Below are 14,454 nucleotides of genomic sequence, written 5' to 3'. Positions count from 1 at the left end.
CGGCTGCCCGCACATCACCCCCGGCATGCTGCCGCTGGTGGCGCTGGAGCAGGCGGCCATCGACCGTATCGTTGCCCAGGTACCCGGCGGTGCCCGCAATGTGCAGGACATCTACCCGCTGGCACCCTTGCAGGAGGGCATCCTGTACCACCACCTCAGCGCGCAGGGGCACGACCCTTATGTGCTGCAGTCGCGCTTCGGGTTCGCCAGCCGCGAACACTTGAACAACTTCGCGGCAGCATTGGACAAGGTCATCGCCCGCCACGACGTGCTGCGCACAGCGGTGCTCTGGGAAGGCCTGCCGCAGCCGGTGCAGGTGGTCTGGCGGCAGGCGCCGTTGTCGGTCATGGCGCGTGGCCGCGACAGCGAGGCAATGCTTGACCTGAGCAAGGCACCGCTGATCCGTCTGCTGTACACGCAGCAGCCGGGCGCGGCCCGCATCGAAGCCACCTTGCAGTTCCACCACATCGTGCTCGACCACACGGCCATGGAAGTGGTCGGCGAGGAGCTGATCGGTTACCTGCAGGGTGCGGCCGAGCCGGCCCAGGCACCGGTGCCGTACCGCAACTACGTGGCCCAGGCGCGGCTGGGTATCAGCCAGGCCGAGCATGAAGCGTTCTTCCGCGGGCAACTGGCGGATATCGACGCGCCAACGCTGCCGTTCGGCCTTAGCGATGTGCAGGGTGACGGCCGTGACATCGAGGAGGCCCAGCTGTGGCTGCGTGACGACCTGGCACAACGGCTCCGCCAACAAGGCCGGCAATTGGGTATCAGCGTCGCCAGCCTGTTCCACCTGGCCTGGGCGCGCCTGCTGGCGGCCGCCAGTGGCCAGGACAGCGTGGTGTTCGGCACCGTACTGTTGGGCCGCCTGCAAGGCGGTGAAGGCGCCGAGCGGGCGCTCGGCATGTTCATCAACACCTTGCCGCTGCGGGTCGACCTGGGCGGTATCAGCCTGCGTGTAGGAGCCCGTGCTACCCATCAGCGCCTCAGTGCCTTGCTGGCCCACGAGCATGCATCGCTGGCTTTGGCCCAGCGCTGCAGTGGCGTGGCTGCGCCCTTGCCGTTGTTCAGCGCCATGCTCAACTACCGGCACAGCACGCAGGTCACTGACAGCCAGCGGCAGGCGACGCAAGGTATCGACAACCTGGAAAGCCAGGAACGCAGCAACTACCCGCTGGGGTTGAACGTGGATGACCTGGGGGAGGGCTTCCGCCTGGTTGCCATGACCCCGGCCGACGTAGGCGCGGCGCGTATCTGTGGGCAGATGAACCAGGTGTTGGAGGCCATGGTCGAGGCGCTGGAGCAGACGCCGGAACTGCCGGTGCAGCGCTTGCCGGTGCTGGAAGCGCAGGAGCGTGAGCGTGTGCTGCTGGGCTTCAACGACACGTCGGTGGATTATGACCTTGAGCAGACCCTGCATGGGATGATCGAGGTGCAGGTGTTGCGTACGCCGGATGCGTTGGCGGTTAAGGCCGAAGAGGGGGCGCTGAGCTATCGCGAGCTGAATGAGCAAGCCAACCGGCTGGCGCATCACCTGATCGGTCTGGGTGTTAAACCCGATGATCGGGTAGCGATCTGCGTCGAACGTGGGCTGTCGATGGTGGTTGGCCTGCTGGCCATCCTCAAGGCGGGCGGCGCGTATGTGCCGGTTGACCCCGATTACCCAGCTGAGCGCGTGCGGCATATGCTGAGCGACAGCGCGCCGGTGGCGGTGCTGGTGCACAGTGCTACCCGTCATGTACCGGATTCGTCCCAGGTTATCGACCTGGATCAGCCGACCTGGAACGGCCAGCCTTCCAGCAACCCAGTTGCAACCGGCTTGACCCCGCGTCACCTGGCTTACGTGATCTACACCTCAGGCTCCACCGGCTTGCCGAAGGGCGTGATGAACGAGCATGCCGGCGTGGTTAACCGCCTGTTGTGGATGCAAGACGCCTATAACCTCGGCGCTGACGACGTGGTCTTGCAGAAGACCCCATTCAGCTTCGACGTATCGGTATGGGAATTCCTCTGGCCGCTGCAAACCGGCGCACGTCTGGTCATGGCGCGCCCCGGCGGCCATCGCGATCCGGAGTACCTGCGTCAGGTGATCCGTAGCGAAAACGTCACGACCTTACACTTCGTGCCTTCAATGCTGGATGTATTCCTGGCCCATGGCGACGCCTCGGCGGCTTCGTTGAAGCGCGTCCTGTGCAGCGGCGAAGCTTTGCCAGGCAGCCTGGTCCGACGCTTCCACACGCAATTGCCAACTGTCGAACTGCACAACCTGTACGGCCCGACTGAAGCAGCGGTGGACGTGAGTGCCTGGCACTGCGTGACGGCACCAGACAACACCCCCATCGGCAAACCCATCGCCAACACCACGCTGTATGTACTCGATACGCTGGGGCAACCCGTACCGCAAGGCGTGGCTGGCGAGCTGTTCATCGGCGGCGTGCAAGTCGCCCGAGGCTATCTGAACTGCGCCGAACTGACCGCTGAACGCTTCATCGACGACCCGTTCAGCACCCGCCCTGGTGCACGCCTGTACCGCACCGGCGACCTGGCGCGGCACCTGGCCGATGGCAACATCGAATACCTGGGCCGTAACGATGACCAAGTGAAGCTGCGCGGCCTGCGCATCGAGCTGGGTGAAATCCAGGCTGGCCTGACGGCCATCGAAGGCGTGAAGGAGGCAGTTGTTGTCGCCCGCGACCAGCGTCTGGTGGCGTACTACACCGGTGAGCAGCAGGCCACAGACGTTCTGCGCACGGCATTGCTGGCCCACCTGCCGGAGTTCATGGTGCCCGCGCTGTTCCTCCACCTGGACGCATTGCCCCTGAGCCCCAACGGCAAACTCGACCGCAAGGCTTTGCCACTGCCGGACACCGACGCCCTGCAAAGCCGCGTGTACGAAGCCCCCGAAGGCGAAACCGAAACCCTGCTGGCCGCGATCTGGTCCGAGCTGCTGGGCGTTGAGCGGGTAGGGCGGCATGACAACTTCTTCGAACTGGGCGGCCATTCGCTGCTGGCGGTGACCCTCACCTCCCGCCTGCGTGATCAAGGCCTGGAAGCCGACGTGCGCGCCCTGTTCGACCAACCGACCTTGGCGGGCTACGCAGCCATCACAGACAGAATGGAGATCGTCCTGTGAGCATCAACCAACTACTGGCAACACTGACGGCCAAAAACGTGCAACTGGCGTTGAAGGACGGCCAACTGGCCGTCCAGGGCAACCGTCAGGCCCTGACCGACCCCGCGTTGGTGGCGCAACTGCGTGAACACAAGCCAACGCTGGTGGCGATGATCGAGCGCGGCGAGTACGTGGCCGTGAAACAGGGCGCGGTGCACGTGCCGTCCAACCTCATCGGCCCGGGCTGCACGCGCATTACGCCGCAGCACCTCAACCTGATCGACCTGGACCAGGGCACCCTTGACCGCATCGTCGCTTGCATCCCCGGCGGCGCGGCTAACGTGCAAGACATCTACCCACTGGCACCGCTGCAGCAGGGCATGCTGTTCCACCACGCCAGTGCCACCGACAGCGACCCGTACGTGATGCAGGCGCGTTTCGTGTTTGCCAACGAGGCCCGCTTGCAGGCGTTTGCCGATGCGCTGCGTGGTGTAATTGCCCGCCACGACATCTTGCGCACCTCGGTGCACTGGGAAGGGCTGGAAACGCCGGTGCAGGTGGTCTGGCGCCGCGCTGACCTGCAGGTGTCGACGTTACCCGACAACGACCCCATGCGCGGCAGGCTCGACCTGACCCAGGCACCGCTAATCCGCCTGCTGCGTGAGGCCGAGCAAGCCGATGGCGCACTGACCGCCACCCTGCAGTTCCACCATATCGCCATGGACCACAGTGCCTTGGAGGTGGTGCGTCACGAGCTGATCGCGTTTCTGGCCGGCGAGGGTGATCGGCTGGGCACCCCGGTGCCGTTTCGCAATTATGTGGCACAAGCCGTGCTGGGTATCAGCGAGGCCGAACACGAGGCGTTTTTCCGCGACATGCTGGGTGGGATCGACGCGTCGACCCTGGCCTACGGCATCCAGGATGTGCAAGGCGTGGGCGAGGTGCACAACGAGCACGCACTCGACCTGCCACTTGCGCTGTGCCAGCAGCTACGCAGCCAGGCGCGTATCCTGGGCGTGAGCGTCGCCAGCCTCTTCCACCTGGCCTGGGGCCGCGTGCTGGGCGGGCTGACGGGGCGCGAACAGGTGGTGTTCGGCACAGTGCTGATGGGGCGCTTGCAGGGCGCCGAAGCCACCGACCGGGCGCTGGGGATTTTCATCAATACCCTGCCGGTACGCGTTGACCTGGACAGTGCTGACTTGCCGACGGCGATCCGCGCCACCCACCAACGGCTGAGTGCATTGATGCGCCATGAACACGCGCCATTGGCCCTGGCCCAGCGGTGCAGCGGTGTGGCGGCGCCGGCGCCGCTGTTCAATGCCTTGCTCAACTACCGCCACAGCGCAGTGGACAGCACCCAGCCACGCCGCGCAGCCCTGGCCGGCATCGACATCGTCGAGTCGGCCGAGGCCACCAACTACCCCTTGACGCTCAGCGTCGACGATTTGGGCGAAGCGTTTCGCCTGACCTTGCTGGCCAGCGCCGAAGTGCCGGCGCAGCGCGTCTGTGCTTACCTGCAGCAGACCCTCGAAAGCCTGGTGCTGGCACCGCAGTCGTCGGTCCTGGCGCTGGCCATGCTCCCCGACAGCGAGCGCACGGAGCTGCTGGAAGCGTTCAACGATTATCCGGCCCCGTATGAGCGGCAACTGACCCTGCACCAACGCATTGCACACCGCGCCGAGCTGCACCCTGACGCCGTTGCCGCCACCTGTGACGGCGCGCGCTTGAGTTACGCCGAGCTCAACCGCCAGGCCAATGCCCTGGCGCAGCACCTGATCAACCTGGGCGTGCGGCCTGACGACCGCGTCGCCGTGGTGGCGCGGCGCAGCCTTCAGACGCTGGTGGGCTTGTTGGCGGTACTCAAGGCCGGAGCCGGTTACGTGCCGGTAGACCCCGCCCACCCGGATGAGCGCGTGCACTACCTGCTGAATGACAGCGGCCCGGTAGCGGTGCTGACGCAGCAGGCGCTGCGTGAGCGCCTGGGGCCTGTCGCGGTGCCGGTGGTGCTGCTCGACCAGCCGCACTGGCCTGTATGCGAGAGCGACCCGGTTGTGCCGGGGCTGAGCGCGAGCCACCTGGCCTATGTGATCTACACCTCCGGATCCACCGGGCAGCCCAAGGGTGTGATGGTCGAGCACCAGACCGTCAACAACCTGGTCGACTGGCACTGCCGCGCCTTCGACCTGTGCCATGGCCGGCACACTTCGAGCCTGGCCGGTTTTGGTTTCGACGCCATGGCCTGGGAAGTCTGGCCGGCGTTGTGTGCCGGGGCTACGTTGCACCTGGCGCCGGCGTCGGAGGGCAACGACGACCTGGATGCCATGCTTGCCTGGTGGCAGGCGCAGCCCTTGGACGTGAGCTTCTTGCCGACGCCGGTGGCCGAGTATGCCTTCAACCATCAGCTCGAACACCCGACCCTGCGCACCCTGTTGATCGGCGGTGACCGCCTGCGCCAGTTCAACCGCACCCAGCGCTTTGCCGTGGTCAACAACTACGGCCCGACCGAAACCACGGTGGTGGCCAGCTCCGGCGCGGTGGAAGCGGGCGGGGCGCTGCATATAGGTCGGCCGGTCGATAACGCCCGTCTGTACGTACTCGACCCACACCTGCAGCCTGTCGCGCTGGGTGTGCCAGGTGAGCTGTACATTGGTGGCGCCGGGGTTGCCCGGGGCTACCTGAACCGCCCGGCGCTCACCGCCGAGCGCTTCCTGGACGACCCCTTCGTCGCCCGTGGGCGCATGTACCGCACAGGCGACCTGGTGCGCTGGCTGGCGGACGGCACCCTGGACTACCTGGGGCGCAACGACGACCAGGTCAAGATCCGCGGTGTGCGCATCGAACTGGGCGAGATCGAAAGTCGGCTGAACGCCCTGGCTGGCATCGATGAAGCCGTGGTACTGGCCCGTGAGGACCAGCCCGGCCAGCCGCGCCTGGTGGCCTACTTCACCGCCCAGGCAGACGTCGAACCGCTCACCCCAGAAGGCCTACGCAGCCAATTGCAGGCGCACCTGCCGGAATACATGGTGCCGGTGGCCTATGTCGAGCTGCCGGCGTTGCCGCTGACGGCCAACGGCAAACTCGACCGCCGCGCATTGCCACGCCCGGAGCGCTCGGCGCTGTTCGAGCAGGTCTACGAGGCCCCCGAAGGGGCGTTGGAGCAGGCGCTGGCAACACTATGGGCCGAGTTGCTGCACGTTGAGCGAGTCGGCCGTCGCGACCATTTTTTCAGCTTGGGCGGGCATTCACTGCTGGCGATGCGCATGGTCTCCCAGGTGCGCCTGCGCTTGGGTGTCGAACTGAGCCTGGCCGACCTGTTCGCCAACCCCGAGCTGGCCGCCGTTGCCGAGGTACTGGCCCATGCCGGGCGCAGTGAGCTGCCAGCGATACGCCCGGTGCCGCGCGATGCGCCGCTGCCGATGTCGTTCGCCCAACAGCGGCTGTGGTTCCTGGCGCAAATGGAAGGCGGCAACCAGGCTTACAATGTGCCGCTGGCCCTGGGCCTGCGCGGGGCACTGGATGCCGATGCGCTGGAAGCAGCCTTGCTGGGTATCATCGAGCGCCACGAGACCTTGCGCAGCCGCTTCGTACCACGCGATGAAAGTGCCGAGGTGGTGCTGGCTACCACTGCGGGTGCCGATTGGTTCCAGCGTGAAGACCTGAGCGTCGATGCGCTGCCGGCCCGCTTGTATGAAGCGGCCAGTGCGCCTTTCGACCTGGCTCACGGGCCGCTGTTGCGAGCGCGTTTGCTGCGTCTAGGCGCAGAACACCATGTGCTGGCACTGACCGTGCACCACATCGTTGCCGACGGCTGGTCGCTGGGCGTGCTGACCCGCGAACTGAGCGCGCTGTATACGGCCTGCTGCCAGGGCCAGGATAATCCGCTGCCGGCCCTGGACATCCAGTACGGCGACTATGCCGTGTGGCAGCGCCGCTGGTTGGCCGGCGCCCAGCTGCAGCGCCAGGCCGATTACTGGCGCCAGGCCCTGGACGGCGCGCCCAGCCTGCTCAAGCTGCCCAGTGATCGCCCACGCCCCGAACGCCAGGACTTTGCCGGCGCAAGCCTGCCACTGCAGTTGCAGTCCCGCCTGGCGGCTGGCCTGCGCAGCCTGGCCCAGCGCCACGGGGTAACCCTGTACATGGCCGTGCTCAGCGCCTGGGCCGCCATGTTGACGCGGCTGTCCGGTCAGGGCGAAATCGTCATCGGTTGCCCTGTGGCGGGCCGCGGCCGTGCCGAGCTGGAGCCGCTGGTGGGCTTGTTCGTCAATACCCTGGCCGTGCGCATCGACACGGCTGCCGCACCGACGGCGCAAACCCTGCTGGAGCAGGTCCGTACGCGCGTGCTGGAGGCACAGGCGCACCAAGACCTGCCGTTCGAACAGGTGGTGGAAATCGTCCGCCCAGTGCGCAGCCTCGGCCACACCCCCTTGTTCCAGGCCACGCTCAACTGGCAGGCGATCGAAGGTGGCGCCTTGCAACTGCCGGGCCTGCAGTTGGAGGCCGTGGCCCAGGCTGGCCAGGTCGCCAAGTTCGACCTGACGCTGAACCTCGGCGAATTCGGCGACACGCTGGCCGGCAGCCTGGACTACGCCACTTCGCTGTTCGACGAAGCAACCGTGCGGCGCTATGTCGGCTACTTCGAAACCGTGCTCTGGGCCATGATCGGCGATGATCAACAGCCGCTGGCACAGGTGCCGTTGCTTGGCGACGCCGAGCGCCAGACCCTGCTGCACAGTTTCAATGCCACGCAGCGCGATTACCCCCGTGACCTGGCCGTGCAGCAGCTGTTTGAGCAGCGCGTAGCGCGCCATCCCCTGGCCGTGGCGGCAGTGCAGGGCGACCAGGCGCTGTGCTACGGGGCACTCAACGAACGCGCCAACCGCCTGGCCCATTACCTGATGGGCGCAGGTGTGGCACCGGGTACCTATGTGGCCGTGCTGCTGCCGCGCACGTTGCACTTGCTGGTGGCGCAACTGGCCGTGCTCAAGTGTGGCGCGGTCTATGTACCGCTCGACATTCATGCCCCGACCGAGCGCCAGGCCTTCATGGTCGAGGATTGCCAGGCCACCGCGCTGCTGACGCTTGCTGGCACACCGGTTGAGTATGCGGTGCGGCGGGTCGACCTGGACCAACTGGTCCTCGATGACCAGCCTGGCCACAACCCTGGGGTGGCCCAGGACGCTGGCAGTGCGGCCTATGTGATGTACACCTCTGGCACCACGGGCAAACCCAAGGGCGTGTGCGTGCCGCACCGGGGTATCGCGCGGTTGGTGCTGAACGAGCGGTATGCCGGGTTGCTGGCCAGCGACCGCATCGCTTTCGCTTCCAACCCGGCGTTCGATGCCAGCACCCTGGAAGTGTGGGGCGCGTTGCTCAATGGCGGGCAGGTGCGGGTGATCGACCACCGCACGCTGGTCGACCCAGCGCTTTTCGCGAAGGCGCTGGCGGAGCAGGGCATCACCGTTCTGTTCTTGACCACGGCGTTGTTCAACCAGTACGTGCAGTTGATCCCCGAGGCCCTGGCCGCGCTTCGCGTGCTGATCAGCGGCGGTGAGCGTGCCGAACCTGCAGCCTTCCGCACGCTGCTGCACAAAGCACCTGGGCTGCGCCTGCTCAATGGCTACGGGCCCACCGAAACCACCACGTTCGCGGTGACTTGCGAGGTGCGTGAATTGGCGCCCGATGCAGCCCAAGTGCCGATTGGCCGGCCGATCGGCAATACCCAGGTGTATGTGCTGGACGCCTGGCAACAGCCCGTGCCGCAAGGCGTGGTCGGTGAACTGTATATCGGCGGCGACGGCGTGGCCCTGGGTTACCTGAACCGCCCAGAACTGACGGCGCAGCGGTTTATCGATGACCCGTTCAGCCCGCAGCCGGGCGCTCGGCTGTACCGCACCGGCGACTTGGTACGCTGGCAGGCCGACGGCCAACTGGAGTGCCTGGGGCGCAATGACGACCAGGTCAAGATTCGCGGTTACCGGATCGAGCTGGGCGAAATCGAGCAGCAGTTGGCACTGGCACCGGGTGTCGGTGAAGTCGTGGTGATGGCTGTGCCGAACGAGCAGGGCCCACTGCGGCTGGTGGCCTGGTTTACCCGGCACGAGGCCCCAGTGGAGGCTGCTGACCTGCGTGCCTTCCTGCGTGGGCGCTTGCCGGATTACATGGTGCCTACCGCATTTGTGGCATTGCCGCGGATGCCACTGAACAACAATGGCAAGGTTGATCGCCAGGCGTTGCCGGCGCCGGCGCCCCAGGACCTGGCGGTGACAGTGTACGAAGCACCGGAAGGCGAGCGCGAGCAGGCGCTGGCCACGTTGTGGGGCGAACTGCTGCACCTGGAACGCGTCGGGCGTCACGACCGCTTCTTCGAATTGGGCGGCCATTCACTGCTGGCGATGCGCATGCTGGCCCAAGTTCGCCAACGCCTGGGGCTGGAGCTGGCATTGGGCGACCTGTTTGCCGATGACAGCCTGGCAGCGGTGGCCGCCTGCCTTGCGCGTGACGGTGATGCCTTGCCGGCCATCCAGCCGGGCACACGTGACGGTGCTTTACCGCTTTCGTTCGCCCAGCAGCGGCTGTGGTTTCTGGCGCAGATGGAGGAGGCCAGCGCGGCCTATCACATTCCCCTGGCCCTGCGCCTGGAGGGCCGTTTGGACTCTGGGGCGCTGGAGCGCGCGTTAAGGCGCCTGGTCGAGCGCCATGAAAGCCTGCGCAGCCATTTTGTCGAACAGGAAGGCGAGCCGCAGGTGGTGTTAGCAACCGGTAGCGAAGGCTTCCTGTTTGGCCGGGACCTTTGCCAGGGCCTGGATGAAACCGCTATTGCGGCGTTGATCCGCCAGGAGGCGAGCCAACCCTTCGTGCTTAGCCGCGACCTGCCGGTGCGTGGGCGCCTGCTGCAGCTGGCCGAGGACCACCACCTGCTACTGCTGACCTTGCACCACCTGGTGGCCGACGGTTGGTCGCTGGGGGTGTTGGTGCGCGAGCTTGGCGAGTTGTACCAAGCCTTCAGTTGCGGTGGCGACGACCCCTTGCCGGCCTTGCCCGTGCAGTACATCGACTATGCCTTGTGGCAGCGGCGCTGGCTGAGCGGCGATGCGCTGCGCCAACAGGCCGATTACTGGGTTGGCCTGCTGGCCGGGGCACCGGCGCTGCTCAGCTTGCCCTGGGATCACCCACGGCCGGAGCGTCAGCAGTATGCCGGTGACAGCGTCGCGCTGAGCCTGGACCCGCGCCTGAGTATCGAGCTCAAAGCCGTGTGCCGGCGCCATGGCGTCACGCCTTACATGCTGTTCATGGCGGCCTGGGCGGTGCTATTGAGCCGGCTGGCCGGCCAGGATGAAGTGGTGATCGGCTCGCCGGTAGCCAACCGCAGGCAGGCTGAAGTGGATGGCCTTGTCGGCATGTTCGTCAATGCCATGGCGTTGCGTGTGGACACCTCGGGGGCACCGGATGTGGCCACGCTGCTGGCCCGGGTAAAGGCCGTGGTGCTGGGCGGGCAGGCGCATCAAGACTTGCCGTTCGAGCAGGTGGTCGAGTTGCTGCGTCCGCGCCGAAGCCTTGCGCATACGCCGCTGTACCAGGCCACCCTGGACTGGGACGCCAGCCCGGAGCGCCAGGCGCTGCAACTGGCCGACCTGTCGGTGAGCGCAGTGAGTGGGCCTGCGTGCATTGCCAAGTTCGACCTGAGCCTGAGCCTGGGTGAGCGCGCCGAAGGTTTTGCCGGCGGTATCGTGTTTGCCACAGCCCTGTTCGAGCGGGCGACCATCGCGCGTTATGCGGGGTATTTCCAACAACTGCTGTGGGCCTTCGTGGAGAGCGATCGGGCCATTCCGGGCCATGTCGGGTTGCCGGATGACGATGAGCGCAAGCGCTTGTTGCAGGGCTTTAACGACACGGCGGTGGATTATGACCTTGAGCAGACCCTGCACGGGATGATCGAGGCGCAGGTGTTGCGTACGCCGGATGCGGTCGCGGTTAAAGCCGAAGAAGGGGTACTGAGCTATTGCCAGCTGAATGAGCAGGCCAACCGATTAGCGCATCACCTGATTGAACTGGGTGTTAAACCTGATGATCGGGTGGCGATCTGCGTTGAACGTGGGCTGTCGATGGTGGTTGGCTTGCTGGCCATTCTTAAGGCGGGCGGCGCGTATGTGCCGGTTGACCCCGATTACCCAGCGGAGCGCGTGCGGCATATGCTGAGCGACAGCGCGCCGGTGGCGGTGCTGGTGCACAGTGCTACGCGGCACGTACCGGATTCGGCCCAGGTTATCGACCTGGATCAGCCGACCTGGAACGCCCAGCCGTCCAGCAACCCAGTTGTCACCGGCTTGACCCCGCGTCACCTGGCCTACGTGATCTACACCTCAGGCTCCACCGGCTTGCCGAAGGGCGTAATGAACGAGCATGCCGGCGTGGTTAACCGCCTGTTGTGGATGCAAGACGCCTATAACCTCGGTGCAGACGACGTGGTCTTGCAGAAGACCCCGTTCAGCTTCGACGTGTCGGTGTGGGAGTTCCTCTGGCCGCTGCAAACCGGCGCACGTCTGGTCATGGCGCGTCCCGGCGGCCATCGCGATCCGGAATACCTGCGTCAAGTGATCCGTAGCGAAAACGTCACCACCTTGCACTTCGTGCCCTCGATGCTGGATGTGTTCCTGGCCCATGGCGACGCGTCGGCCGATGGGCTCAAACGCGTGCTGTGCAGCGGCGAAGCCTTGCCGGGCAGCCTGGTCCGACGCTTCCACGCGCAATTGCCAGCCGTCGAACTGCACAACCTGTACGGCCCGACTGAAGCAGCGGTGGACGTGAGCGCCTGGCACTGCGTGACGGCACCGGACAACACCCCCATCGGCAAACCGATCGCCAACACCACGCTGTATGTACTCGATACGCAGGGTCAACCCGTACCGCAAGGCGTGGCTGGCGAGCTGTTCATCGGCGGCGTGCAAGTCGCCCGAGGCTACCTCAACCGCATCGAACTGACCGCCGAACGCTTCCTCGACGACCCGTTCAGCACCCGCCCTGGTGCACGCCTGTACCGCACCGGCGACCTGGCGCGGCACCAGGCCGATGGCAACATCGAATACCTGGGCCGCAACGATGACCAGGTCAAAATCCACGGCTTGCGCATCGAACTGGGCGAGATCCAGGCCTGCCTGACGCGAATAGAGGGGGTCAAGGAGGCCGTGGTGATCGCTCATGAGCAGCAGTTGCTCGCTTACTACACGGGCGAGTCGTTTCCGGTAGAGGCGCTGCGCTCGGCATTGCTCGGGCGCCTGCCGACCTTCATGGTGCCGGCGCTGTTCGTCCACCTGCAGGCACTGCCCTTGAACCCCAACGGCAAGCTCGACCGCAAGGCTTTGCCATTACCGGATACCGACGCCCTGCAAAGACGCGTGTACCAAGCCCCAGAAGGCGAAACCGAAACCCTGCTGGCCGCGATCTGGGCCGAGCTGCTGGGCGTTGAGCGGGTAGGGCGGCACGACAACTTCTTCGAGCTGGGCGGCCACTCCCTGGCGGCAATCCGGCTGGTCGACAAGATGACCAAGACGGGCCTGAAGGTGGCCATCAACGATGTGTTCCAGCACCCCAGCGTAGCGTTGCTGGCGGCCAGGCTCGGCAGCCCTGACGCTGCGCACCGCGGGGTGATCCGGGTGCGTGCAGGGGGCAGCCAGACGCCGCTGTTCCTGGTTCACGAATTCACCGGCCTGGATTTCTACTTCCCGGTGCTGGGCCAGCACTTGCCCGGTGATTTCGCCCTCTATGGGCTGCCCGGCATCCCGGCCGATCAAGCGCAGCCACAGACGCTCGAGTGCCTGGCCCGCTACCAGATCGATCAGATGCGCAGCGTGCAGCCACACGGGCCGTATCGCCTGGCAGGTTGGTCGTTCGGCGGAGTATTGGCCTTCGAAATGGCTAACCAATTGCTGGGTGTGGACGAGGAGGTCGAATTCCTCGGTTTGATCGACACCTATGTGCCGCGCCTGGCCGACCAGGGCAAGGCGCGCTGGGAGGGGCCACGTGCACTCGAACGGCAATTGTTGTTGAACTGCAGCACGTTCTGGCGCACGCAAGGCCCGGCAGGCGCCGACAAGCTGGCACGCCTGCAGCAACTGGAGGCCGGTCAGGCCGATTTTGCCACGCTGGTCGCCAGCTGCCGCGAGCACCAGTTGCTCTATGGGCTGTGGGCGAGCATGAGCGACGTGCAACTGCTGCACTACTTCACCCGTGAACTGGCACACGGCCATGCGCTGGCACATTACCGCCCTTCACCGTTGAGCGTGCCGGTGCACCTGCTGCGCGCCGAACAGGGCAGTGACAGCCAGTCGACTCTGGGCTGGCGCGAGACGCTGCCGTCCCAGGCCCTGGTGCTCCTGGGCGTGCCGGGGGACCACCGCAGCATGATGCAGGCGCCCCACGTGGCTGCGCTCGGTCAGGCGCTTGGCCAGCTACTGGGCAGTGTGCCTAGCACGAACATCACCAAGGCAGCGGCTTATCAGCCCTTGGTGGCGATCCAGACCGGTCAGCACGGGCATGCACCGTTGTTTTGCGTGCCGGGGGCTGGCGACAGCGTCACCAGTTTCATAGGCCTGGCCGAGGCCCTGGGCCCGGACTGGCCGCTGTACGGCCTTCAGGCGCGGGGGCTGGACGGCTGCTCGGTGCCGCACACTTCGGTGGAGGCTGCTGCCGATTGCCATGTGCAGGCCATCGAGGCGCTTTATCCGCAAGGGCCGCTGAACCTGGTCGGGCATTCGTTTGGTGGCTGGGTGGCACATGCCATGGCTGCCCGGTTCGAGGCCAAGGGGCGGCAGGTGCGTTCATTGACACTGATCGACAGCGAAGCGCCGGGCGAGGGCGGCACCTGTGGCCAGCCCTACACCCTGGGCGAAGCGTTGCAGCGGCTGATCGAGGCGTTGCAGCTGTCTACCGGCAAAACCCTGGGTATTGACCCAGGCGCCTTTGCCGAGGCCAGCGACGACCAGCAGTTGAGCCAGCTGCACGCGGCCATGGTGCGGGTCGGATTACTGCCGGCGCGGTCGCAGCCAGGGGCGCTGGACGGCACCGTACGGACCTTCGCCACGGCGTTGCGCACGGCCTACCGGCCAACGTTGAGCTACCACGGGCCGGTCGGCCTGGTGCTGGTGGATGACCCGGGCCTGGATGCCTTGGGCAATGCCCGCGAGCATGCCGCCATGCAGGCCGGTTGGCAGCAACTGATGCCCAAGCTTGCGCTGTGGCAGGGGCCCGGTGACCACTTCAGCATCCTCAAGGTGCCGGATGTGTTCAGCCTGGCGGCCTGGTGGCACGACGGGCAGGCGCTGCACCACGGCAAGGTTACCCGTTAA

2 protein-coding genes (1 of these 2 cut by a window edge) are annotated in these 14,454 nt (G+C 66.0%); both read left to right on the top strand.

From position 1 onward, the window contains the following. On the top strand, window positions 1-3,133 hold the 3' portion of the coding sequence (locus tag MFF34_RS06905) for a non-ribosomal peptide synthase/polyketide synthase (RefSeq protein WP_238211651.1). Its footprint begins 19,199 nt before the window's first position; 3,133 of the gene's 22,332 nt are visible here — the last part of the coding sequence; its start codon lies off the left edge, out of view; its stop codon occupies window positions 3,131-3,133. Next, window positions 3,130-14,454, top strand: a complete 11,325-nt coding sequence (locus MFF34_RS06900; protein ID WP_238211649.1) for a non-ribosomal peptide synthetase — start codon at window positions 3,130-3,132, stop codon at window positions 14,452-14,454. The genes MFF34_RS06905 and MFF34_RS06900 overlap by 4 nt, the downstream gene beginning before the upstream one ends.

It is taken from the genome of Pseudomonas sp. PAGU 2196 (assembly GCF_022179005.1).
Taxonomy (GTDB): Bacteria; Pseudomonadota; Gammaproteobacteria; order Pseudomonadales; family Pseudomonadaceae; genus Aquipseudomonas; species Aquipseudomonas kermanshahensis.
The sequence above is the reverse complement of the archived record's forward strand: the minus strand, read 5'-3'. Positions and strand labels throughout refer to the sequence as shown.